Annotated in this window: 21 protein-coding genes; 12 read left to right on the top strand and 9 right to left on the bottom strand. The window is 44.7% G+C overall.

The window, feature by feature from the left end; all coding sequences use genetic code 11:
- Nucleotides 1-12: 12 nt before the first annotated feature.
- Nucleotides 13-1305 (bottom strand): Glu/Leu/Phe/Val family dehydrogenase, encoded by a 1293-nt coding sequence (locus tag ABD943_RS03685; RefSeq protein WP_345291828.1) that lies wholly within the window; start codon nt 1303-1305, stop codon nt 13-15.
- Nucleotides 1306-1453: 148 nt separating this feature from the next.
- Here ABD943_RS03685 and ABD943_RS03680 point away from each other — a divergent pair, with 148 nt between their 5' ends.
- On the top strand, nt 1454-2248 hold the full coding sequence (locus tag ABD943_RS03680; protein WP_345291827.1) for an SDR family oxidoreductase: 795 nt from the start codon (nt 1454-1456) through the stop codon (nt 2246-2248).
- Nucleotides 2249-2291: 43 nt separating this feature from the next.
- On the opposite strand, the gene ABD943_RS03675 is transcribed toward ABD943_RS03680, so the two are convergent.
- Nucleotides 2292-3974, bottom strand: a complete 1683-nt coding sequence (locus ABD943_RS03675) for a GGDEF domain-containing protein (RefSeq protein ID WP_345291826.1) — start codon at nt 3972-3974, stop codon at nt 2292-2294.
- 91 nt (nt 3975-4065) lie between these two features.
- On the bottom strand, nt 4066-5802 hold the full coding sequence (locus ABD943_RS03670; RefSeq protein ID WP_345291825.1) for a M28 family metallopeptidase: 1737 nt from the start codon (nt 5800-5802) through the stop codon (nt 4066-4068).
- Nucleotides 5803-5991: 189 nt separating this feature from the next.
- On the opposite strand from ABD943_RS03670, the gene ABD943_RS03665 reads away from it, so the two are divergent.
- Entirely contained in the window at nt 5992-8418 is a 2427-nt protein-coding gene (locus tag ABD943_RS03665; RefSeq protein WP_345291824.1) for a prolyl oligopeptidase family serine peptidase, read from the top strand.
- A 61-nt stretch (nt 8419-8479) separates the two neighbouring features.
- Here the strand turns inward: ABD943_RS03665 and ABD943_RS03660 are convergent, their stop codons facing one another.
- A complete protein-coding gene (locus tag ABD943_RS03660; RefSeq protein ID WP_345291823.1) occupies nt 8480-9352 on the bottom strand; it encodes a BPSS1780 family membrane protein in 873 nt (290 codons plus the stop codon).
- A gap of 10 nt (nt 9353-9362) precedes the next feature.
- Entirely contained in the window at nt 9363-9974 is a 612-nt protein-coding gene (locus tag ABD943_RS03655; protein WP_345291822.1) for a malonic semialdehyde reductase, read from the bottom strand.
- Nucleotides 9975-10065: 91 nt separating this feature from the next.
- On the opposite strand from ABD943_RS03655, the gene ABD943_RS03650 reads away from it, so the two are divergent.
- Entirely contained in the window at nt 10066-10884 is an 819-nt protein-coding gene (locus ABD943_RS03650; RefSeq protein ID WP_345291821.1) for an SEL1-like repeat protein, read from the top strand.
- Between the two features lie 67 nt (nt 10885-10951).
- Nucleotides 10952-11650 (top strand): SPOR domain-containing protein, encoded by a 699-nt coding sequence (locus ABD943_RS03645; protein WP_345291820.1) that lies wholly within the window; start codon nt 10952-10954, stop codon nt 11648-11650.
- Nucleotides 11651-11660: 10 nt separating this feature from the next.
- Here ABD943_RS03645 and ABD943_RS03640 read toward each other — a convergent pair whose 3' ends face one another.
- Complete coding sequence (locus ABD943_RS03640; protein WP_345291819.1) at nt 11661-12179, bottom strand: TlpA family protein disulfide reductase; 519 nt, start codon at nt 12177-12179, stop codon at nt 11661-11663.
- Nucleotides 12180-12181: 2 nt separating this feature from the next.
- Entirely contained in the window at nt 12182-13441 is a 1260-nt protein-coding gene (gene msrB, locus ABD943_RS03635) for a peptide-methionine (R)-S-oxide reductase MsrB (protein WP_345291818.1), read from the bottom strand.
- Nucleotides 13442-13478: 37 nt separating this feature from the next.
- Here msrB and ABD943_RS03630 point away from each other — a divergent pair, with 37 nt between their 5' ends.
- Nucleotides 13479-14864 (top strand): AmpG family muropeptide MFS transporter, encoded by a 1386-nt coding sequence (locus ABD943_RS03630; RefSeq protein WP_425559452.1) that lies wholly within the window; start codon nt 13479-13481, stop codon nt 14862-14864.
- A 38-nt stretch (nt 14865-14902) separates the two neighbouring features.
- Here the strand turns inward: ABD943_RS03630 and ABD943_RS03625 are convergent, their stop codons facing one another.
- A complete protein-coding gene (locus tag ABD943_RS03625; protein WP_345291816.1) occupies nt 14903-15658 on the bottom strand; it encodes a TIGR04219 family outer membrane beta-barrel protein in 756 nt (251 codons plus the stop codon).
- Between the two features lie 136 nt (nt 15659-15794).
- Between ABD943_RS03625 and tcdA the strand changes: the two genes are divergently transcribed.
- The 3 genes from tcdA (at nt 15795) to ABD943_RS03610 (ending at nt 19258) form a co-directional block, all read left to right on the top strand.
- Complete coding sequence (tcdA, locus tag ABD943_RS03620) at nt 15795-16568, top strand: tRNA cyclic N6-threonylcarbamoyladenosine(37) synthase TcdA (protein WP_345291815.1); 774 nt, start codon at nt 15795-15797, stop codon at nt 16566-16568.
- A 67-nt stretch (nt 16569-16635) separates the two neighbouring features.
- The gene (locus ABD943_RS03615; RefSeq protein ID WP_345291814.1) at nt 16636-18591 is read left to right on the top strand and encodes an alpha/beta hydrolase family protein; all 1956 of its coding nucleotides are present in this window, start codon (nt 16636-16638) and stop codon (nt 18589-18591) included.
- Between the two features lie 193 nt (nt 18592-18784).
- Complete coding sequence (locus ABD943_RS03610) at nt 18785-19258, top strand: Hsp20 family protein (RefSeq protein ID WP_345291813.1); 474 nt, start codon at nt 18785-18787, stop codon at nt 19256-19258.
- Nucleotides 19259-19340: 82 nt separating this feature from the next.
- Here the strand turns inward: ABD943_RS03610 and ABD943_RS03605 are convergent, their stop codons facing one another.
- On the bottom strand, nt 19341-20570 hold the full coding sequence (locus ABD943_RS03605; RefSeq protein ID WP_345292683.1) for a Zn-dependent hydrolase: 1230 nt from the start codon (nt 20568-20570) through the stop codon (nt 19341-19343).
- A 112-nt stretch (nt 20571-20682) separates the two neighbouring features.
- Here ABD943_RS03605 and ABD943_RS03600 point away from each other — a divergent pair, with 112 nt between their 5' ends.
- The 4 genes from ABD943_RS03600 to ABD943_RS03585 are packed head-to-tail and all read left to right on the top strand — an operon-like array spanning nt 20683 to nt 23850.
- On the top strand, nt 20683-21237 hold the full coding sequence (locus tag ABD943_RS03600; RefSeq protein ID WP_345291812.1) for a hypothetical protein: 555 nt from the start codon (nt 20683-20685) through the stop codon (nt 21235-21237).
- Nucleotides 21238-21239: 2 nt separating this feature from the next.
- Nucleotides 21240-22667: a sodium:solute symporter family protein gene (locus ABD943_RS03595; RefSeq protein ID WP_345291811.1), complete on the top strand. Its 1428-nt coding sequence runs from the start codon at nt 21240-21242 to the stop codon at nt 22665-22667.
- Nucleotides 22664-22786, top strand: a complete 123-nt coding sequence (locus ABD943_RS03590) for a hypothetical protein (protein ID WP_345291810.1) — start codon at nt 22664-22666, stop codon at nt 22784-22786. The genes ABD943_RS03595 and ABD943_RS03590 overlap by 4 nt, the downstream gene beginning before the upstream one ends.
- A gap of 5 nt (nt 22787-22791) precedes the next feature.
- Entirely contained in the window at nt 22792-23850 is a 1059-nt protein-coding gene (locus ABD943_RS03585; RefSeq protein WP_425559464.1) for an aspartate/ornithine carbamoyltransferase family protein, read from the top strand.
- Nucleotides 23851-23853: the final 3 nt, after the last annotated feature.

The following is a 23853-nucleotide window of genomic DNA, read 5'->3' as shown; positions in this document are numbered from 1 at the left end:
TCGTTGGAGGCTTTAAGCGTCGCTTGAGTTAAAGTAATCGCGAGTGCCGTGAGCACCGACTGCTTCGCCAATTCGGCGGAAAGCCAGTGTGTAGGCTGCATTTCGCATACTTCGGTTTTCCGACTTAGCAAGGTCCCAAACTTCATTGAAGCTTTTCGACATAATCTTGCCGAGACGTTCTTGGACGGTATCCAAATCCCAAGCGTAACCTGAACGGTTTTGTACCCACTCGAAATACGAAACGGTAACGCCACCCGCGTTAGCGAGTACATCTGGAACTACATGAATTTCTTTGTCATGAAGGATTGCGTCAACATCACTCAGCACAGGACCGTTCGCAACTTCGACAATGTAGTTTGCTTTAATCTTGTCAACGTTATGTTTGCCAATGACACCATCGAGTGCTGCTGGGATCAAAATATCAACGTCCAGCTCTAATAATTGCTCATTAGAAATGGTGTTGTGTTCAACTTGCTCACAGACAGACTGGGTGCAATAAACCGCTTTGACTTGACGAGAACGTTGCTTCTCTTTGTAAATGCTCGGTACATCGAAGCCGCTGTCAGAGTGAATCCCGCCACGCGAGTCACTGATGGCAACGATCTTATAACCGCGCTCATGAAGTAGGCGAGCGGCATGATAACCACCATTACCGAAACCTTGAACGGCAACTTTGATGTCCGATGGATTCCAGCCATGTTTCTTTTCAAGCTCAAGAATACACATGTAAGCACCGCGACCAGTGGCATCATCACGCCCCAGACTGCCGCCTAAACTGATCGGTTTGCCCGTTATAACACCGGGAGCTTTTTGGCGAGTAATATGTTCATACTCATCCATCATCCAGCCCATGATACGCTCATTGGTATAAACGTCCGGTGCTGGAATATCGCGATCAGGGCTGATGATGTCCGCCATTTGACGAACATACGAACGTGATAAGCGCTCTAGTTCCATGCGTGATAATTTTTTAGGGTCGACGGTGATACCGCCTTTACCACCGCCGTAAGGTAAGCCAACGACGGCACATTTAATGGTCATCCACAAAGCCAAAGCTTGGACTTCAGGCTGGTTCACTTCTGGGTGGTAGCGGATACCGCCTTTAGTCGGGCCTAAGGCGTTATTGTAACGGCAACGGTAAGCTGTAAAGTATTCGGTTGAGCCATCATCCATTCTTACCGGTAGCGAGGCAATCATGGTGCGCATCGGGTGCATTAGGCTTTCAATAACCTCGGCGTTAACGCCTGCATTTTCACCAATTTCACGAACACGAGCCAACGCATCCTGATAAATTTGTTCGGACATGATGTATTCCTTGATCAAGTGTGTAGGGAAATGTGGTCAAGGTTATAACACGAGTAGCGAAGAATATAAAATTGCTTGAAGTGAGAAAGGCCTGGTCGGAGCATTGATTTTTGGTTATAACAAAGGAAAGTTTTAACGTAGAAATCAAATGCGAAAATTTGTAAATAAAACAATTTGGATAACTGGAGCCTCGTCAGGAATTGGTGAAGCGCTGGCTTATGAACTCGCTGCTCAGGGTGCTAGGTTGATTTTGTCGGCACGTCGAACTGATGAACTTGAACGCGTCAAACATGCTTGTGCTAATACTGAGCTTCATAGCATCGTCGCGCTGGATTTAAGCAAAAGTGTGGCTTTTGATGCGGTTGTCGAGAAGACTTGGCAAGACTCAGGTGGCATTGACCTATTGATCAACAACGCTGGTATCAGCCAAAGAGCTTTAGTTATGGAAACATCGATGGACGTGCACAGAAGGATTATGGAAGTGAATTATTTCGGCACTGTAGCCTTAACTCAAGCGTTACTGCCACACTTTTTACTGCAAGGCAGTGGCGGTGTCATTACTGTCAGCTCGCTTGTTGGAAAATTTACCACCCCGCTTCGGTCTGCTTACTCAGCTTCGAAGCATGCCATTACAGCTTACATGGATAGTTTGCGAGCAGAGCTGGACGGTAAGGGGGTACAGTTTACGACCGTCTATCCCGGTTTTATTCATACCAATCTGACCTATAAAGCATTGCTAGGAAATGGTGACGAACAAAACTCTATGGATAGAGCGCAACAAGAAGGAATGCCCGCTGCGAAGTGTGCCAAAAAGATTATTGAAGCTTATGAGAAAGGCAAAGCAGAAGTTTATATCGGTGGTCGAGAAACCAAAGCTGTATTACTCAAACGTTTCTTTCCAAGATTGTTCGCGAGAATCGTTAGGAAAGCTAAGGTCACATAGCCCTAAAGTATCTTGATGCTATGCAGCGCTAGGGCATGACCGATTAGATATGCACTCGGCCTTTTTGTTTCACTTTACCTTTTATTAAAATTTCATCGGCCGCTTCGATTAACTCTTCTGCCGTTACCGGAATATTCGGATCGGTTGTTACGCCACCAATGGTTACCATTACTGATAAAGCGCCCTTACCATTATCAACAATAGGTGTTTCAGTGATGCTTGAGTGAACCCGTTTAAGTAATTGAGCTGCATCACGCTGCCCTGATACCTCTGCGGCAAGAATAAATTCATCACCGCCATAGCGTCCAAGTAAGTCAAACTCTCTTAGTGCATCGCTGGTGCGTGTGGCGACTGCTCGTAAGATATTGTCACCCATGATGTGATTATATTGATCATTAATTTGTTTAAAGTTATCTAAATCAAGTAGCGCGAGAACCAGTGTGTTATCACTGCGGTGGATGCGGTGCAGCTCTTCATTCAGTCGTTCAATGAAGGCAGAGCGTCGCAAACAATTGGTCAAGTAGTCGTAAGTGGCGTTGTGATAATAAAGCCAGTGCTTGTGGATCAGGATCAGTGTTAGCGCTGTAAAAATAGCGATTAAAAATATTGGCGAGACCAATCCTTCAAGCTGGTTCATAAACGCGGGCAGTAACTGTAAGTCCACTAAGAAATCAAAAAGTACGGCGAGGATAAAGGTGGCCAAAGTCGTTGCCATAAGCTTTGCATAAGGAAGCTTTTCTTTGATAGCCCGATAAAACAAGAACACATAAAAAGGGATCAACACGAGAACACTGACTGCTTGTAATAGATGTACTAGGTGATAGATATAGTCAATATTAATGAAGACCGAGCTTAAGCAGTAAAGTACTAGAAAGCTGATGAGAGGAATTTTAAACCAGGGTGAAACGCGGCGTTTGAAAAAAGCGGTCATAAACATAAAGAAGAGCAGCGTTAATAACCCAAATAGCAATATATTGGCTCTAAAAATAATGTTGAGATGAATGCCTGAGGTAAACGCGAAGTGCGAGTACGTCATAATATATATGGCTTCAAAAACACAGAACAAGCCGAAGTATAAATGGTCTTTATTCTGCGGTTGGGCCGCAAAATAAAATCCTTGTACTGCGGCGATGATTAACATGATGCCGACGTAAAACATCAGTAGGCCTTCAGCTGCAACCTGCTCATCAGTAATCGTCTGAGAACTTTTGATTACAGGTATGCCGCTACTTAGGCCACCTTGGCGGGCGTGGTTGTAGACGCTAATGACAAGCTCGTTATTGCGGTTGCTGCCATACTTAAGTTTTGAGCTCGGCAGTGGATAGGCGCGAGAGTATAACGTCGCTTTCTCAAACTCTGGAGGAAACTGGCCGGTTTGAGCAATGTGATAACCATTGAGAAACACAATGTCGGCATCTCGAAGATGAGGAATATAAAGTGTTAATGGGGTATCTTGGTGCGACTCTTCAAGACTAAAGTCGGTTTTGTAGATGGCAATACCATCAAAATTTTCAAAATTACTTTCAATCGAACCAACGGTATTTTGTGTATCACACTCGACACTTTTATCATCATGCTTAATGCATAGCGTCCAGTAATTGTTGAGTTCAATAATAGGAGAGAGTGAGCTTGAAGCCGCAAAGAGCTGTGCAGCGAACAGAAGGCTGACAATAAATACTAGAGATAATGATCGTAGGTTTTTAATAACACGCCCTCCTAATGGCATACTATGTCAATCCTTTGTGCTTTGCAAAGCCTTTGTTTTAAGGCTTATAGGGAGTGCCAGTGAGAGAAGATTCCCTCACTGACAAGTCTTACTATTTTTGTTTCATGCTTTGGTCACGAATACTTCTAAACTCAGTACCTTCGTACCAGTTCGGGAAGTTTTCAGAGTTGCTCAGCAGGTAACCTGCTTCAAAGAAGATGCGGACATCATCAAGAGCGGCTTGCCATACCCAGTCTTCTTGGTATTCGTCGCATAGAGCGTGATAACACTCGCCACGCATTTTGCTCCACTTTTCAGCGGCTTCTTTATCAGCATCATCACGAAGCTCGGTACCGCCGCCGCCATAAACAGCAGGAACACCAAATTTAGCTAAGCTGAAGTGGTCAGAGCGGTAGTAACCGCCACGCTCTGGTGCGCTTTCAGGGCGTAACTCACGGCCTTGACGCTTTGCAGCTTGTTCGACGTACAACTCAACTTCTGATTTCGGATAGCCAACAACCGTAAAGTCTTTCATACGACCGCTAACGTTCATGCTGTCGATATTGAAAGCGCCCACAATTTTGTTTAGTGGCACGATAGGGTTGGCTGCGAAGTATTTTGAGCCTAACAGGCCTTGCTCTTCTGCGGCTACGGCAACAAAGGTCACGCTACGATCAGGAGCTTCAGGAAGCTGTTTGAATGCTTGCGCGATACTGATGATGCCAGCAGTACCGGTTGCGTTATCGATGGCGCCATTATAAACGTGGTCACCTTCCATACCTTCGCGAGAACCTAAGTGATCCCAGTGTGCCATGTAAACGACGTGTTCATCTGGACGTTTTTTGCCAGGAATGGTCGCGATAACGTTGGCAGACTGCGACTCTTTAATGGTGTTTTTGATGTCAACAGATGCTTTGCTATCAAGCGGTACCGGCTTGAAGTTTTTACTCAAGGCATCTTGTTGTAGCTTTGCTAAGTCTAGTCCTGATTGTCTAAACAGATTGTGTGCTTGATCCAGCGTAATCCACATTTCAGCATCCAGCTTCGGTACATCGCCGGTGCTCGGTAAGTGGTATTGTGGGCCTGACCAGCTGCTTGAAACCACATTCCAACCGTAAGAGGCCGGTGCTGTTTCGTGAATAATAATAGCACCTGCAGCACCTTGGCGAGCTGCTTCTTCGTACTTATAGGTCCAGCGGCCATAGTAGGTCATGGCTTTGCCCTGGAAGACTCCTGCATCAGGTTGCGCGAAACCAGGATCATTGATCAAGATCACCGCCGTTTTGCCTTCCATATCGATGCCTTCGTAGTCGTTCCAGTCATATTCTGGAGCAACAACACCGTATCCAACATAAACTAAGTCAGAATCTTTAAGGCTGATAGATTCAACCGTTTGCGACGTACCTGCTACGAAATCTTTGCTGTATTCAAGGGTGGCATCGCCCAGTTGAAGCTGCATGTTAGCGTCGGCTTCGATGCTGATAAGCGGCACTTGTTGGAAATAGCTGTCGCCGTTACCCGGTTCAGCACCAATGGCTTTGAACTGTTCTTTAAGGTACTCAGATGTTTTACGGCCGCCATCGGTATCTGGAGCTCGACCTTCAAACTCATCGCTTGATAAAGTTTTAACGCGCTCTTTATATTGGGTTAAATCAATATTGTCGTAAGCCGTAAGGAAGTTATTTTGATGCTTGCCAGCAAGTTGCTCGGCTTCTTGTGTAGACTGCTCCATCTTTGCTGGTGCTTTCTCGGCGGCTTGGGCGGCTTCATTGTTAGAAGCTGATTCGTTATCCCCACAGGCCGTCAACAATAGCGCAGCAATCGATAAACTCAAGGTTGTTTTTTTCATGATGCTACCTTTTATGTGATTAGTGGGCTCATATTACCCATGGCTTCAACGAATCTCAATGCTATGGCGGTAAAAAGGCAGGGCTAATCCGATCAGTTCAACCGCTACTGGTAGGTTGTGTCCGGCATCACTTGACTGTGCTAGCGAGGGGGGTAAGCTAAGTAAAAATCTTATCAGTGGAGTAGTTAAGTGGTCATAAAACAATCAATTCAATCATGGGTTGTGGCGGCAGGTGTGGCTGCGGCGGTATCTTTTACCGCTAATGTCAACGCTAAAGAGACAGTCAAAACGGCACTGACCCTTGAGCAAGTTATGGCGGATCCAGATTGGATCGGCAACGCACCAGAGTCACCTTACTGGTCAGACGATGGTCAATCGATTTATTACCAACAAAAAGTTAAAGGTCATAACGAGCGTAAACTTTGGCGCTTGGATGTGGACGCGAATGACTTGCAGGCGGTCACCGATGATGAGTTGTTCGAAGTGGACAGCCGTGGTGGTGATATTAGCCCTAATAAAAAAGTTAAAGCTTATAACCTTCGTGGTGACTTATACGTTAAGTATTTGGATTCAGGTGAAGTCCGCCAGTTAACGAAAACGCATGCTAATGAGGGCAGTCCTCAGTTTCTCGGAAACGATACCGTGGCTTATCGTAATGAGAACTCTTTTTACACCATTGAGCTATCATCAGGCTTAGTATCACAGCTGGTGGATATCCGCTTAAAAGATGACCCGAATAAAGAAAAAGATACGGGCTACTTAGAAAAGCAGCAAACTCGTTATTTCGATTATATCCGCAGCCAGCAAGAGGAGCGTGATTACAATAAGCAACGTCAGAAAGACATTGATGCAAGTAGTCCAAGAGCCGTAAGCGAACCTTGGTACCTAGGCGAAAAAGACATTCATACCTTAAGCTTATCGCCGAATGGTCAGTTTGTAGTTGTCGGAACTTATGAGAAGTCGGATAAAAAAGGCAAGAACGACAACATGCCTCGCTTCGTGACCGAAGATGGTTACGTTAAGAACGAAGAGGTTCGTCCTTTAGTTGGCACTTATACGCCGCGTAACGAAACCTTGTACTTGCTGGACTTAGTCAGCGGAGAAAAAACAGAGTTGAAGTACGATGACTTGCCTGAGCTGGATGATGATCCATTAGCAGATATCAAGCGCGCGACAGCCAAGCGAAATGGTGAAAAGTATAAAGCCGATAAAAAACCGCGCGGTGTTGCGGTGTTTGATTGGATCGCTAATGGCGGTATTGAGTGGAACGCGAAAGGTGATTCGGCGTTGATTATGTTGTACTCCGATGACAACAAAGATCGCTGGTTGGTGAGTGTCGATACTGAAGATAAAGAATTAGACACAGAGCATCATTTGCGTGATACGGCTTGGGTGAATGATTGGAACTTCAACGATTTTGGTTGGGTAAACAACGATACAATTTACTTCACCGCAGAAACTACCGGTTACAGTCATCTTTATACTAAAGAGTTGGGTGATCGTCCTGATGCGTTAACCAAAGGTCGTTATGTGGTGGATAGCGTCAGCAAAGATCCTAACAGTGACTACTTGTACTACCGAGCTAACAAAAAGCACCCTGGTATTTACGAAGTGTATCGCGTCAAAGCTTCGGGCGGCGACTCGCAAGCTGTAACCAATCTAGGCGGTAAAAACGATTATGTGTTATCGCCAAAAGGTGAGCAGTTGATCATCAGCCACTCCGAAGCGCTAACGCCGCCTGAGTTGTATCTCGTTCCGGCAGCTGGCGGTAATGCTAAGCAATTGACTTTTACGGTATCAGAAAAGTTTCAATCGGTACCTTGGTCTAAGCCTGAGTATGTTGAAATTCCTTCGCGTGAAGTGGATCAACCTATTTATGCACGCTTGTATAAACCGAAAGGTTTTGATGCCGAGCGTGCCGACAAATACCCTGCAGTGATTTTTATTCATGGTGCTGGGTATTTACAAAATGCTCACCAAGGCTGGTCAGGTTACTTCCGTGAATTTATGTTCCATACCTTCTTAAACCAGCAAGGCTATGTGGTATTGGATATCGACTATCGTGGCTCGGCAGGTTATGGCCGCGACTGGAGAACCGCTATTTACCGTAAAATGGGAACGCCGGAAGTGGTGGATTTAATTGACGGTGCTAATTGGATGGAAGCTAACGCAAATATCGATCGTCAAAATGTGGGTATTTATGGTGGTTCTTACGGTGGATTCCTAACCTTTATGGGGTTATTTACTGCTCCAGACGAGTTTGCAGCAGGTGCTTCACTGCGTCCTGTGACTGATTGGGTACACTATAACCACCCTTATACGTCGAATATTTTGAACACACCAGAGGTTGACCCTGTTGCGTATGAGCGCAGCTCGCCGATTGAATTTGCGGAAGGCTTGAATAAGCCGTTGTTAATTGCTCACGGCATGGTCGATGACAATGTGTTCTTTAAAGATACGGTCCGTTTAGTGCAGCGTTTAATTGAGTTAGAAAAGACCGAGTACTTTGAGACTGCGATTTATCCGATTGAGCCGCACGGTTTTAAAGAGCCATCAAGCTGGCTGGATGAATACAAACGTATTTATTATTTGTTTGAAGAACATTTAAAAGATTAATGAAAAGTGCTTATAAAAAAAGAGGAGCCTCGGCTCCTCTTTTTTTTTCGTCACTGCAAACTTACAGGCTTTTGTCTGACTTAGTAATGTCACCTAAGAATATTTCACGATAAGCAATATAAGTTACGCCAATAAATATCGGTAGTGCCAGTGCGTTAATTAACACATTGAAAAGGACATCCACAAAAGGGTTTTCCAGTAAGCTACCAAACATGGCTAATACCAGTGATGAAATTAATATTAGAACGAAACCGCAGACAATTAATACAATGATAAATACCAAGACTGCGAAGAAGTTCTTTAAACCGCCGACAAAACTATTACCAATGGCCGGAACGGCTTTTTGGTCACTAAATAAAATCAAACTAACCGCAAACCAAGTTGCTAGCGAGAACAGGATAATCAGTAACGCTGCCCATGGGATAGCCGGTGAGATGGTCTTTAATACCGACGTAAAATAGGCCTCATCACCGGACTCTATTCGAGCAGCGTCAATACCACTTAAAACCTCCATGCCTACTATCGACATTAGAATAAAGATAATGCCGAGACCTAAAGCAATTGCGGCCACCGTATAAATAACCAGCTGAGCAATGTTTTTGTGCTTGAAGGCTTCAAACATTTGTAGCGGCTTAATATCGCCTTGTTGCTTGTAGACATTATGCGCACCAATCAATAAGCCCGCGACAAGAAGTGGGTTAGCGATCGCAATAATAAGAGCGGTCGCAGGTACTAACGCTGGAATAATGCCTGTAATCGCGGAGTAAATCAGTGCTGCAACAAACCAGCTCTTAAAATTTGGCGCATAGATATCACTGAGGCTTCGCTCCAACCAGAAAAAGCCACGCAGTGGCGACACTGTTTGGCTTTGTGCTGGCTCTACGTCATTCGCCTTTTGTTCGTCCTCGTGAATAAACTCGTTATTATTATCCATTGGTAGTTCCTTAAATGATGGTATTTATATCATCAAAGTCAAAACGCGGACTGCGTGGGAATAAGTCTTTCTTAGTGCCGTAGCCTAGGTTGCATAAGAAGTTAACTTTGGTTTTCGTACCATCGAAAAAGGCTTCGTTAATTTTCTTCGGGCTAAAGCCAGACATAGGGCCGCAATCCAAACCTAGCGCACGAGCGGCCATGATGAAGTAACCGCCTTGCAGTGAACTGTTACGGAATGCCGTTGACTCGATGAATTTGTCATTGCCAACAAACCAGCTCTTAGCGTCGGTATGAGGGAATAGCTTCGGCAAGTGCTCATAAAACTCCATGTCCATGCCAATGATCGCGCAGACTGGCGCCGCCATGGTTTTATCGACGTTACCGTCCATTAGGCAGTCTTTTAATTTGGCTTTTGCTTCGTCGCTTTTAACAAAAACGACACGCATCGGAAGACAATTTGCTGAAGTTGGGCCCATCACGACTAAATCATGAAGTTTATGAAGAAGCTCATCAGAGACGTCTGTATCTTCAAAATCGTTATAGGTGCGTGCATCATTGAACAAGGTATCTAAGGCTTCTTGGTTCAACGGCTCTGCATGTTTTTTGCTATGTTCAGACATGTTTTCCTCTATATTTATGAAATTATGGTGCATTTTACCGATTGTTTTACCATAATAAAGGTATCTATAGCGTGAATTTTAATAAATCCCCATGATTTTTAACCTCTACAAGACCACTGCCGCGAAGGTTGCCGTCATAGCGAGCGTATGCTTAGCCATGCTGAGTGCTTGTGGTGAAGACGATCAGCACGCTAACTTGTGTCACACGCATTTCAAAACGGGTAACTACCAAGTCGCCATGAAGCACTGCAAAGTTGCGGCCGACAATGATCATGGCGAGTCGCAGTACTACTTGGGAAAAATGTTCCTTGAGAGCGGTAAGGCTGAAGCAGGGCATCAATGGATTGAGCGCTCTGCGGCAGAGGGTTATAAAAAAGCCGTGTTCCACCAAACGGTGGGCGCCTTATTATCCAAAGAGGTCGATGAGCGGTCAGCCGGTAAAGCCGTTAAAAAGATGCAGACATTCGCTGAGGCTGGTGATGATGTTGCCCAGTATTGGATGGGGAATGTGTTTCTCTTCGGCTATGCCGGGCAAAAGAACAGCCCCAATGAAGCCGCTTATTGGTATCAGCTTGCTGTGGATCAAGGTAACCACAGAGCGATGAATAATTTAGCCTGGATCAAAGCATTGGCCAGAGACAGCGACCTATTCGATCCTGAAGGAGCGATCGAGTTAGCGAAAAAAGTGACGGCAAAATACCCTAAGAGCCATGGTTATTTAGATACCTTAGCCGCAGCCTATGCCGCTCAGGGGGACTTTGGTAAAGCGGTAGAGACTCAAGAGCGAGTCTTGGCACTGGCCGAACCGTCTCAGTGTGAACATTGCTCGGAGCATTTGCTTGAGTACTATCAAGAACACCTCAACCTTTACCGCCAGAAGAAATCACTTGAAGAAGATTTAGTTAAGTAATATTGTTAAATAAATCAATAAGTTGTTTATTGAGTCTATTAACGGAAAAGCACTTAACGGAAAAACTATGTCCAACTCCAGAATGGTGACCCTCAGCTTGTCGGCTTTTGGCCTTGTATCCACTAGCCTGCTTGGTTGCTCGAACACGTCAGGTGTCACGGTTGTAAAAGGTGAGGAAGGCCCTTGGTTCTGTACCCCAAAAGGGCAGGAAGAGTGGAACTGTCAAGAATCCAAGCATGAGTACGATTTATTAGCTAAGCGTGAACAGACCTTATTAGAAGCAGCTACGCCCCCCTCAGATAAAACGACGGATCCAACGCTTCAGGTCACGTCCGAAGAATTAGCCCCGGTTGTTGCTGATGAACAGCAAGGCAAAGAGTTTCAATCACCCACAGTGGTTACGGAGACTGAACGACCAGAGACTCGGCAGCCAGAGACTCAGAAGAACGTGGCGTCTGAGCCTGCTCCAACCACCAGTGTCGAAGTAAGCAGTCAGGTTAAACCTGTTGAGGCGATGTCAACTTGGGTCGTGCAGTTAGCGGCTTACAGTACAGCGACTGCAGCAAACGACTTGGCTGAGCAGGTTGAGCGAGCAGCGGTATACCAGACTCAAGTCAGAGGGAATTTATACTTCACGGTCGCGGTTACTGGGTTTTCCCAAAAGTCTGATGCCGAACAGTTTGCCACGGCGCTGGAAGAGCGCCAGCTCGATTTGTCGCCTTGGGTCAGAAGTGGCGCCTCATTTGAAAATGTCTTGCTTGATTAATCATTTCTGATTAATTCTTACGGATAATATTCAGTAGCTCTAACTCAATCGGTTGAGAAGTTGTTTCAACGATACGCCCTAACTCCACTTGATTCTGATACACGATAATAGTCGGTGTGTATTGTACTTGAGCTTTTTTTGCCAACCCCTGCTTATCAGACTTGGTTCTATCTAAGGCGATTAGCTGTAATTGGATGTTGGGGTTGTTAAGCTGTTCTTTGAGCTTAAGTAAATTCGGAATCTCCCGCTGACTGTCATGACACCAAGTTCCGAAAAATGCGATGATCTGAGTTGGCGTGGTGACTTCATTCAATGCTGCTAACGCATTGGCATTAATGTCGTGGTTTCTTTTTACCGCAAAAATCGGGTAGCGACTTTGAAGTTGATCAGCAGTCAGTGGCCCTTCAGCGTCCAAGTGTTGCTCAAACCGACTGGGCTTATGATTGGTCTCCTGCGTAGGCGTGGTCGTCTTACACGCTGTTAAAGCAAGGCTGAGGGGAGCGATTAATATCGTGGCGATAAACTTCATGATTATTCCTGTTCGAATTGTAAGCTGACGGAGTTGACACAAAAGCGTTGGCCCGTTTCGGTAGGACCATCATCAAAAACATGGCCTAGGTGTGAGCCGCATTGGGCGCAAAGAATTTCGGTACGAGTCATACCGTGACTGGTATCGATCTTATAGGCTATAGACTTGTTATCTTTTGCCTGATCAAAGCTAGGCCAGCCGCAACCGGCATCAAATTTTGAGGTATCTTTGAATAAAGGCGAGTCACAACATACGCAGTGGTAGGTACCTTGTTCCTGATGCAGGTTATAACTGCCGGAAAATGGCGGTTCGGTGCCGTGTTGCTGAGTGACCTGATAACTCAATGCATCCAGCTGCTTGGCCTTGTCATCGGCAATGGATTTTAAGGGCGGGTGAGCAATGTGAAAGTCGCTCCACAATCGCCAGTTATGCGGTGTTGGAAACTGATGCTTGGCTGCTTGATCCAGTAAATAACCATTGATCGCGTTAATTTCAGTGGTTTTCTGGTTGAGAACGTCCTGCAACATGGATGACTGGTTCTTTGCGGTTGCTTCAATCACAGCCAAGGTAGCGTCTTTAAGATGATCACTGATGCCCAGTTTTAGTGTGTTTGCAAAACGCTGATTTTCAGCTATGAGCGACAGAACGTTACTTTTTTTGTCGGCGTCAAGCAACTCACCATTCCGGCATTGGTAAATAGCCGTTAAGGGGTTAACGACTGCATTGATAAAAAGCTTTTGCCATAACACGGTTTGAATGTGCTCATGCCAAGAGCCATTCACAGCATTCAGCGTCTCGGGGTCAAGGAAGTCAGGCTGTTGAGATAGCTCAAGATGACCGAATGAAACTTGCCCAACTCCAGCATAAACCACCGACTGAGCGGCTTTCTTGAAAGCGCCATGGGTATTGCTGGCGAAGTACATTTGAGCAGGCTGCAAATACTTGGCAGCGACTTTGTCATGGCCCATACCATTCTGAAAAAACACCACCTTGGTCGTGTCTTGTATGGCGTGGCTCACGCTTTTTAGCGCACCTTCTAACTGGTTGGCCTTCACGCAGACCCAAACTTGCCCTAATTCATCACAATCTTGAGCCGTTATTGTGGGGATTTCATGGTAAGTTTGTTGCTCTTGCTGGATCATCAACCATTCCGAGCGATACTGAGTACCGGCTCTGACAATTAGCTGGCAATCGATAGACGCTTCGGTTAGTTTATGGGCTAGTAGTTGGCCTATGGCGCCAGCACCAAGTATTGAAATCATGCACAACCATAATTAATGAATTGAGAAATATCTTATAGTGATTTTGAAAAGAATAAAACTCCCCCAAAGTATTACTAACTTTGTCTACTTCCAGCCTGAAGTATTCAGAATGTTATTTTTGGGTTTTTCAGCGGGACTTCCGTTACTGCTCGTGCTCGGAACTTTATCGCTATTGCTCAAAGATGCCGGTATCTCTAGGAGTGAGATCGGCTTTGCCTCTTGGATCGGACTGGCTTATTCGATCAAAGTTTTTTGGTCGCCCATCGTCGATAACCTTAAGTTGCCCCTACTAAGCAGACTGCTTGGCAAACGGAAAAGTTGGTTGCTATTTGCTCAGGTCGGCATAGCCATCGGCTTGTACATGATTTCGCAAACCGATGCAGGAACGGACACGCAGCGATTGGTGATTTTTGCCCTAATCACTGCTTTTTTATCGGCCACCCAAGATATTGTCATTGATGCCTTTCGAGTGGAGTCTAATGACGATAAGAAGCAAGGCGCCGCTGCTGCAACTTACATCATGGGTTATCGAATAGGAATGATCGTTGCGGGTGCTGGTGCATTAAAGCTCGCGGCGAGTTTTGACTGGGAGATTAGCTACCAGATCATGGCTGTTTGTATGGGGGTGGGAATTTTAGGTGGCTTGTTATCACCAGAGCCGCCTCATAAAAAGGTGGAGCTAGGGAAAACTCAACTTGAGCAAGATATTTCGGCAAAAGTACTAGGCCCATTAGCCAGCAGAAGAGCTGAGCTAAAGCAGAAAATTGAGTCGCTTCCTGCGTTCCAATACTTTGTAAAAGCGATCCTTTCGCCTTTCGTCGATTTTTTCCAACGTTATAAATGGTGGGGCTTGGTCATCATCGCATTTATTCTGTCATTTAGAGTAAGCGACATTGTTCTCGGTGTTATGACCAATGTGTTCTACGATGATATGGGGTTCACCAAAGATGAAATTGCTGATTACTCGAAAATATATGGCGTGATCATGACCATTTTAGGTGCCTTTATTGGTGGTTACGTTGTTAATAAAGTGAACATACTTTGGTGCCTGTTATGGGGCATTATTCTGGTGATCCTGACCAATCTTTTGTTTGCTTATATGGCGACTCAGCCGAAGGATGTTGGTTTTCTGATAGCGGTTATCAGTGCCGATAATATGGCGGGTGGTTTTTCGATGGGAGTTTTAATGGCTTATTTTGCGACCTTGATTAATCAAGAGTTCACAGCTACTCAATTTGCTTTGTACACCTCGCTAATGACGCTAACCGGAAAAATCTTGGGTGGTTATAGCGGCGTCAATATCGATAACTGGGGCTACCCCATGTTTTTCACCTATGCAGCCTCATTAGGCATTCCGGCACTGCTGTTGATCTTAGCCTTACTCTATCGAGAGCGAATCCTAAATAAACAACAAAGGCGCTAAAAAGCGCCTTTGTAATGATGGAGATTGTATGCTGGGTTTTACAGGTGAAGAGTAAAGCCTGCGTACACACCATCAATTTTGACATCGCTTGATAGTGAGTCGAAGTCATCAAACTCAAAATCAAAAGTACGATAACCTAGTTCGACGCCAAAGCCGCTTTCGCCTTCATAAGCAATATAAGCTTTGATATCTGACAGTTTATCACCTGACTTTTCGCCGATGTTAACAATGGCACCCGTTTTCAAGCCGGTGAAAGGTAAGTCAAACTGAGCTTTACCGTAGATTGTTGGAATGGTGCCTTTAAGTTCTACGCTACTACCAACGATGCCTGTAGTTGCTGTGTAATTAATTTCAGTAAAGCCATCGAAGTCCTTGCCGGTAAGACCTAAGTCTAGGTTGACCCAGTTATCTAACAGTTCATAGTAAAGCGTATAGTCGATGTGTGATAAATCATAGCTTGAAGTCAGCTCGCTGCCCTCTACGAAAGTAACGCCATCAAAGTTGAAGGTCTGTGACGCTGTGCCAATGGCGCTTCCTTCTAAGTTATTTTGTTGGATTTTGACATTAGGCAAAAAAGGAACGGGATGCTCAAACGCTAGGTAATACACATTATCGTCGTCATCTTGAAGGCCAAGGTCTTGATTCAGATCAACTCTGTCACTGCCTGAGCTAATATAACCGTCTATGTCATAATTCCAGCGCTCAGCTCCAACGTAGATACCTAAAAAATCAGCGCTTGCTGCGCTAGAAGCCGCGAGCAAGGTTGTGGCTGTGATTATTTTTGATAGTTTCATATGCATTCCTCAGTGTTATGGTTGCCATCATTTTATAGTTTTTTTGTGCTAAAAAATACCTAACTCGTTATCAGTCCTAACGATATAACGAATGAATTGTTATAATTGTGACAATTTCAATCAATGACTCTTCGTTTTGGATACTCGTTTCGGTGGTATTGCTCGCCTCTATGGTCAGGCTGGGCTAGATAAATTTAAACAATCACACATCTGTGTGGTTGGTGTTGGTGGCGTCGGCTCATGGGTCGCGGAAGCGTTGGCTCGTTCGGGTATTGGCAAAATCACCATGATTGATCCGGACGAAGTGAGTGAAAGCAACATCAATCGGCAGCTGGTTGCTCTCGACAGTACTATCGGTCAGGGGAAATGCGACGTCTTGGTTGAGCGTATTGCAGATATTAATCCTGAGTGTGAAGTGACGGTGGTTGAGGATTTACTGAAGCCTGAGAATACTCGCGAGCTAATAGGTACTGAGTTTGATTATGTGGTGGATGCGATTGATAGCGCTCGCAGCAAGGCAGCATTAATACGCCATTGTAAGCGGAATAAAATTCCCATGGTTTGTATTGGTGGTGCCGGAGGGCAGATTGACCCACAGCAAATCACCGTCGCGGATATTACCCGAACCCATAATGACCCTCTCTTAGCCAAAACGCGGTCAATCCTGCGCTATGACTATGGCTTTTCGAGCAATTTGAGACGCAAGTACCAGATTCCCTGCGTCTACTCCACAGAGCAGTTGTCTTACCCCTTGCCAGATGGCACCATGACTCAGCAAAAACCTGACTCTGACAGGGCCATGCGGATGGCTTGTGATGTCGGCTTGGGCTCGGCGACCCACATTACAGCGACCTTCGGTTACTTTGCTGTGGGGTTATTGTTAAAGAAACTCGTTACAAAAAAACACTAAAAATATAGTGGCATAACCTATAAAATCACCTCGAAAATTTAATTTTACGTAAAAACAAGGACTTAAAATGAAAAGCGCAATCGTATTCCTCTTTGGCTTGCTATTCGTCACTGTCTCGCAATCCAAAAATATACCTATTGAAGACTTTGCGAAAAAGTCTCAGTTTAAAGAAACCAGAATTTCTCCCGATGGTAAGCATGTAGCTTTTACCTATGAGGACGGAAATCAGGTAAAGCTGGCCGTTATGGACCTCGAAAATAAGGAAATAAAGATTTCTTTTGAGGCTGGTGAGGACCGCGAAGTCACAATGTTCTTCTGGGTTAATGACGAAAGAATCGTGATGTTACAGAGAAAAATTACGGGTTGGCTAGATGGTGCTAGACAATATCCTGAGTTGGTGGCTGGCAATATTGATGGCACAGACCGTGTGCTTCTATGGGATTATCAACGCTCTGGCATACGTCCTATTTCTAGGCTAGAAAATGATTCGGATAAAATCCTACTGGGTAAATATCATTGGCAGGATAGTGATGTAAAGTTACACCGGATGGATGTTTATAACGGAAATATGTATTACAACACTGACTCTCCTCGACCTGAGGGTGAAGACGGTATGATTCGCTCGATTGACGTTGATTTAAACGATGTGCCTAGGATTGCTGTCGAGTTTGATCCCGTTGATGAGGATGATACAACTGATGATATTCAGCGATTGCATATTAAAAATAAACATGGCGACTGGGAAACCTTAATTTTACCGAGAAAGCGAGAAGACTTTCCATCAGTAGCTGCCGTGGGCTTTAACAAAGATAATGATAAGTTCTACTTTACCTCTAATCATGACCTTGATTACGACGGTGTTAGAGGGTTGTTTGTCTTAGATACAGAAACTAGAGAGATTAAACTGTTATTTAGACACGCGGATGTTGATGTGTTGGGAGGTATTTATGGTGCTGATGGAGAGGTTATTGGTGCATATTATGAACCGGGGTACCCAAGTTATTTCTATTTGCAAAATGATTCTGTTGCAAAGGAAGTTCAGTTTCATAAATCGCTGAGAGCAAGTTTTAATGGCTCTAAGATCGATATGAGCAATTACAGCGCTGACGGAAAACTCACGGTGGTTAACGTCTCTAGTGATAAAAATCCTGGTGACTTCTATTTATTTAACCGTGAAACCAATAAAGCAAAGTATATTGCCAGCTCGATGCCACACATCAAGCCTGAGCAAATGGCGGTTGTAGAGCCGTTTGCAATGAAAGCTAGAGATGGGTTGAAAATGTATGGTCAAATGACGATACCTAATGGCAAAGAGTTGAAAAACTTACCACTGGTGATTTTCCCCCATGGTGGACCTTATGGCGTAGCGGATCGGTGGGGCTTTGATTGGCGTGCACAACTGATGGCGAACCGAGGCTATTTGGTCATCCAGTTAAATTACAGGGGGTCAGGTCTGTATGGTCAAGACTTCCAAGAAGCTGGATATGGCGAGTGGGGAACTAAAATGCAGGACGACCTAGCTGATGCTACCCTGTGGGCGATTAAACAAGGCTATGCCGACAAAGATCGTGTTTGTATGCATGGTATCAGTTATGGCGGTTACGCATCGATGCAGGCTGCAGTGAGACATCCTGATTTATACCAGTGCGTTATTCCTGAGGCCGGTTTGTATGATGCTGAATTGCAATGGGATAAAGCTGACTCATTCCGTAATGCAAGCGAAGAGTATAAGAATAGCTACTTAAGACAATCTTTTGGTTCTTCTGACTCAAAAGTTCTTGAAGAGCGTTCTCCTGCTTTCCATGCAGATAAAGTTAAGGTGCCTGTATTCTTGATTCATGGTGAAGACGATGTTCGTGTACCGATTGAGAATGCTTATGTGATGGAAGAGGCTTTGAAGAAAGCTGGTAAAGAAGTTCAAACTTACTACAAAGAAGACGGTCATGGCTTCCAAAAAGTTGAGTACCGTATTGAGTCTTTTGAGTTGATCTTTGACTTCTTAGAAGAGCATATTGGTAAGTAGTTTTGTTGTAGTGAATGAAAAGGCCACCTTCGGGTGGCTTTTTTTATGAGCAAAAAATTATGAAAACAATAAGCCTTGAAAAAAAGTGATTCGTTCCTATATCTATTGTGAGCGTTAAGTCTCTGAGAGATTAACGCTGTGTTTTAACAATGAAATATTAACTTTATATTGCTTCTATTGGAGGATATACCTTATGAACAGAATCGATCTGTCACCCTTATACCGTAGTAGTGTGGGTTTCGACCGTTTAGCGTCGCTCTTGGATAGCACGTTACGTGGTGAACAAAGCACAGGTGGTTACCCACCTTATGACATCGAAATTATTGACGAAAATCAGTACGCAATCACGATTGCGGTAGCTGGTTTCGAGCAGGATGAGCTAGATATCCAAACCGAAAAAGGCGTTTTAACCGTCCGCGGTCGTAAGGCCGACGGCGATAAAGAACGTAATTTTTTGCATCAAGGGATCGCTTATCGTGCCTTTGAGCGTAAGTTTAACCTAGCCGATTATGTTGAGGTTACAGACGCTACGATGAACAATGGTTTATTGACCATTAATTTGGTCAAAGAAATTCCAGAGGCGATGAAACCTAAAAAGATTTCCATCGGCCATGGTAACAAAACGACCATTGAACATCGGTCTGACGATAAAGACCAAGCTGCATAATTTAAGTTAACCTTAAATCTTGCTTATAGATAAAAAATAGGGGCTTTCGAGCCCCTATTTTTATGGTTGTGTAAATTAACGTTTATTGTGCCAATCTGAGCAAGGTGTTGAGTAGAACTTGGGTCCCTTTTTCGACGTCTTGCCAGTGTGACCATTCGTCTGGGGCGTGACTCACGCCACCGACACTCGGAATAAAGATTAAGCCGGTCGGAGTCAGTTCAGTAAAGAATTGAATATCATGTCCGGCGCCGCTTGGCATCTTCATGTAGGAATAATCTAACTTCTGAACTTCTTCTTCAATTAAGTCCACGACTTCAGGACTGAAGTATTTAGGTTCAAGCCAACTCATTTGTTCGTACTCGAAATAGAGTTTGTGTTTTCGAGCAATGGAAGAAAGCACTTTTCGGCAGCTATTTGCTAGCTGGTGCATAACGTCTTCCTGCATATCACGACCGACAATGGTAAAGTGAGCTTCGCCTGGAATGGTATGAGCATAGCCAGGTTTAAGATCGACTCGACCAATGGTAAGGCGACTCTTGTCAGTACCTTCTTCGTCAATGATGCGATGAATTTCATGAGCGAAATCAGCGAGCCCCATAAAGGCATCACTGCGCATATCCATGGGTGCGGTACCAGCGTGATCGGCTTTGCCTTTAAGCTTAACTAACCACTTAAACACGCCAGAAATGCCATCAACCACACCAATACATTTGTGTGAGTTTTCTAACACTGGACCTTGCTCAATATGCAGCTCAAGAAACGCTTTCATGCTGGATGGATCGCGACGTGCACGCAGCGTGTCATGAATATCGAGGCCGCAATTTTTAAGCGCATCTTTTAGATATTCTCCCTTGGGATCGCGCGCGGACTCGAGCCAGTCGAGTGTTAAATGACCGCTCAATGCCTGCGCACCCAGCATGCCACCAAACCGGCCTTCCTCTTCACTGGTGCCAATAATTTCAATAGGACAATTAATCTCTATATCGTTTTCTTGGATGACTCGAATACACTCAAGTCCTGCTATCACTCCAAGTGTTCCATCAAACATGCCTCCGGCTGGAACTGAGTCGAGGTGAGAACCGATTAAAATAGCTGGCTCATCTGGATCGCCTAAGCGTCCACAGACGTTACCCGCACCATCCATGTGTGTGGTCAGGCCGTAGCTTTTGAATTTATCCATCATCCATTGACGGGCTTGCATATCAACCTCCGTTAAACCTTGTCGGTAGATACCTTTGTCTTTTTCGTTAAAACCAAACTTAGACAGTTCATATAAATCGTTCTCGATACGCTCAATATTGATTGAAGTGATAATGACTTCCTTAGTTAATGTAAGTCTTGACTAAATTATAACCACTTGTTTGCTTTGATTTCAAAGCTTTGCTAAGGTTGATTGTCTTTCGCAGAGACAGCAACCTTAGGTTATGACCAAATACATAGTATCGGTCTTCCTGTTCCTGCTGATGGTTAGTAGCGGGGCAATAGGCAGCGAATGCAAGGGACAGCAGTGTTCATTGGATTTGCAACTTAAAGAAGGCAAGGATGAGGTGATCCCTGCTGGGCATTTTAATTTAATTTGGCCAGTGTCGGAGGATGACTCGACCACTTCAGAGCATCAGGTTTCTGAGGGTGATAGGGGAGATCAATCTTCAGCAATCAAAGATGTCTTGGTTGATGATGAGCACCATTCTGCGACACAACTTAAACTCTCCTCGGAACAATCTTTTTCTCAAGTTAGCCACACCATAAGAATTCACTCGACTCAGCGGGCTATTAGCCTCACCGGCTTTTCTAATGGCGTTTACTACGCGCAGCTCTTTAATGCTGACGACCAGCCAGTAAGTAATATCGTTTCGGTAAAGGTCGAGCATCACTCCATGTTTAAAGTTTGGGTGATTTTTATTTCGGGAGCCACATTATTCTTAATTCTTATTGGCTATATGGTGGTTAAAGTTTTTCGTCATAAAGAAGAAGCATAACTATGGGCTATAATCCAATCTCAATAACCACAGCACTGGTACTGTTAGTTGTCTTTGGTGTTGTGTGGATCTTTTTCGGCTGGTGGTTAGGTCGAAAAAATAAATCACTTGATGACTTTATGCTGGCTGGACGAAATGTCGGCTTGGCATTTGCTGGCGCTACAGCGATGGCTACTTGGATCACCAGTAATACGACCTTAGTTGCACCACAGCTAACCTACGAGTTAGGCATCTGGGGCATGGTGGGTTACTCGTTGGCGGCGCTTGGACTTATTTTGTTCGCGCCAATGGCGAAGCGCATTAAGGAACTGATGCCAAAGGGTTATACCTGCGGTGACTTTATTCGGGTGCGTTACGGCAAAGCTGCTTGGATTGCTTTTTTAGTGGTCTCGTTCTGTTATGCCATGGGCTGGCTCGTCAGTCTTGGTATGGCTGGTGGTGTCCTACTCGATACCCTCAGTGGATTAAGTTACCACGTTGGCATGACGGTTATACTGGTTATTTGTGTCGGCTACACCTTGCTAGGAGGCCTTAAAGCAGTTATCGCCACCGATTATGTACAGACAATTATCATCATTGTTGGTGTCCTGATTATCGGTTTCGTGTGTTATCAAAATGTGGGCTTAGAGAAGGTTCATGAGTTTAATAAAACCAACCATCCTGAATTATTAAGCCTGCTATTTCCAGCTGCAATGATGTTCCTCTTCAATAACATTTTCTTTGGGATCGGGGAAATATTTCACTCCAATGTGTGGTGGTCACGAGCATTGGCGTTTAGGCCTGGTATAGGTAAAAAAGCTTATTTAATGTCTGGCCTTTTATGGTTGCCGATTCCTATCGTGACAGGATTTATTGCACTATCGGCACCGGTTTTAGGGCTGTACCCCGATTCAAGCGACATGGTGGGGCCGTTAGTCGCCGCCAACTTACTTGGTGATATCGGTGCGATTTTTGTATTTATCGTAGTGTTCTCGGCTTTGGCGTCGAGTCTGGATTCGTTATTGGCTGCAACCAGTGATCTGGTGACTCGTGATATTTATAACGGGTTAATCGATAAGAAAGCCAGCAAAGAAAAACTGCACAAAATAAGTAAGTTAGTTATTTTGGGACTTGGGTTTGTAACTTGGTTAATTTGTTTACCTAAAATAGCAACATTAGGTGCGTTACTGAACTTTACGGGCGCTTTTGTCGCAAGCACAATTTGGCCGATTGTATTAGGTCTTTATCAGCGTCGCTTGTCAGGAGACTTTGTGACGGCTGCTTTAGTCCTTGGTACCACATGCGGACTGATTGGCTTCCACACGATAGGCTTTTATGTGGCCGCACTCTTTAGTTGTATCGTATCCTTTGTGATTTGTATGATTGGGCTGATGGTCAAAAACGATAACTTTGACTGGCAGCGCTTGAAGAATATGGAGAAACCGCAATGATCATTTCTCTAGACGTATTAGAAACATTAGTACTGGCGGCCATGGCAGTAACGTGCCTATCGCCAGTGATTTTAATTATTTTATTGATCAAGGATTGGTGGAAGGATGAACTATGGTGAACCCAATGGTTGATGGCAGCATGAAGTTCTCGCGCGTTAAACCGGATGTGTTTGGCGACGCACACCCCAAAGCGCTTTTGAAGCGTATACAAGAAGATGGCGATAAGCTACAGGTACTGGCGAATCAACACATTGTTTCTGCGGAGCAGTTTGATGCAGATACCATTCTGCAACTCTTCCGACTGGCCAGTAAATACGAAAGCAATCCGCTTCGTTTTAATGATCCGCTTAAAGGTAAAATTCTGATCAGCGCATTTTATGAACCCAGCACCAGAACGCGTTTGTCTTTTGAAAGTGCTTGGCACCGTTTAGGCGGTGATATTATGTCGATTACTGACCGGGCTACAACGGGGATCGCTAAGGGTGAATCCTTAGCGGATGTTGGTGAGATGTTTAATAATTATGGCGACTGTGTTGTGCTGCGCGAATCGAACGAAGACTCGGTTACAGAAATGACCTCGACACTTCGTATTCCAATTATTAATGCCGGAAATGGAACCCGCGAACACCCCACGCAGGCGATGGCTGACCTCTACACCATTTTTAAGTGGAAACCAGAGTTGCTAGAAAATAACGGAACCAAAATAAAGATTGGTGTTATCGGCGTGCCGAGCTTTATGCGGACTGTACGTAGCTTGTTAAAACTGTTTGCATTGTTTCCTGATATTTTTGAGGAAGTGGTGCTGATTCACGATAGTGAAAAGGACGAAATCTTTACGCCTGGTCAGCGCGAAAAACTGGAAGCAAAAGGTTTGAATTTAACCGTTAGCAGAAGCCTTGATGATGTTTTGCCAACGTTGGATGTGGTTTACATCAACGCCATTGCGTGGGTTGGCGATTCGTATGAAGAGCATGGTACTAAGTTCAAACTGGATAAAGACTCACCCCTAAAAGACGACGCCATTATTTTGCATCCTTTAGCAAGAGGCGATGAGTTATCGACCGACTTGGATGAAACCCCTCATAACTGGTATTTCTCTCAAGCACGTGGCGCGGTGTTTTTACGCATGGCATTACTGACGTGTATGGTTGAACGGACCGAGCGGGTACTTGACGTCGTTTAGTAT

The sequence above is a fragment of the Kangiella marina genome, assembly GCF_039541235.1.
GTDB classification, from domain to species: domain Bacteria; phylum Pseudomonadota; class Gammaproteobacteria; order Enterobacterales; family Kangiellaceae; genus Kangiella; species Kangiella marina.
Note: the sequence above shows the minus strand (reverse complement) of the source record. Positions and strands in the feature narration are given on the sequence as shown.

Coding starts and splice junctions, on each gene's coding strand:
- ABD943_RS03595 (WP_345291811.1), top strand. CDS start 21,240: ATGGGCTATAATCCAATCTCAATAACCACAGCACTGGTACTGTTAGTT.
- ABD943_RS03610 (WP_345291813.1), top strand. CDS start 18,785: ATGAACAGAATCGATCTGTCACCCTTATACCGTAGTAGTGTGGGTTTC.
- ABD943_RS03675 (WP_345291826.1), bottom strand. CDS start 3,974: ATGCCATTAGGAGGGCGTGTTATTAAAAACCTACGATCATTATCTCTA.
- ABD943_RS03655 (WP_345291822.1), bottom strand. CDS start 9,974: ATGTCTGAACATAGCAAAAAACATGCAGAGCCGTTGAACCAAGAAGCC.
- ABD943_RS03590 (WP_345291810.1), top strand. CDS start 22,664: ATGATCATTTCTCTAGACGTATTAGAAACATTAGTACTGGCGGCCATG.
- ABD943_RS03600 (WP_345291812.1), top strand. CDS start 20,683: ATGACCAAATACATAGTATCGGTCTTCCTGTTCCTGCTGATGGTTAGT.
- ABD943_RS03615 (WP_345291814.1), top strand. CDS start 16,636: ATGAAAAGCGCAATCGTATTCCTCTTTGGCTTGCTATTCGTCACTGTC.
- ABD943_RS03625 (WP_345291816.1), bottom strand. CDS start 15,658: ATGAAACTATCAAAAATAATCACAGCCACAACCTTGCTCGCGGCTTCT.
- ABD943_RS03640 (WP_345291819.1), bottom strand. CDS start 12,179: ATGAAGTTTATCGCCACGATATTAATCGCTCCCCTCAGCCTTGCTTTA.
- ABD943_RS03685 (WP_345291828.1), bottom strand. CDS start 1,305: ATGTCCGAACAAATTTATCAGGATGCGTTGGCTCGTGTTCGTGAAATT.
- ABD943_RS03645 (WP_345291820.1), top strand. CDS start 10,952: ATGTCCAACTCCAGAATGGTGACCCTCAGCTTGTCGGCTTTTGGCCTT.
- ABD943_RS03670 (WP_345291825.1), bottom strand. CDS start 5,802: ATGAAAAAAACAACCTTGAGTTTATCGATTGCTGCGCTATTGTTGACG.
- ABD943_RS03650 (WP_345291821.1), top strand. CDS start 10,066: ATGATTTTTAACCTCTACAAGACCACTGCCGCGAAGGTTGCCGTCATA.
- ABD943_RS03680 (WP_345291827.1), top strand. CDS start 1,454: ATGCGAAAATTTGTAAATAAAACAATTTGGATAACTGGAGCCTCGTCA.
- ABD943_RS03660 (WP_345291823.1), bottom strand. CDS start 9,352: ATGGATAATAATAACGAGTTTATTCACGAGGACGAACAAAAGGCGAAT.
- msrB (WP_345291818.1), bottom strand. CDS start 13,441: ATGATTTCAATACTTGGTGCTGGCGCCATAGGCCAACTACTAGCCCAT.
- ABD943_RS03585 (WP_425559464.1), top strand. CDS start 22,792: ATGGTTGATGGCAGCATGAAGTTCTCGCGCGTTAAACCGGATGTGTTT.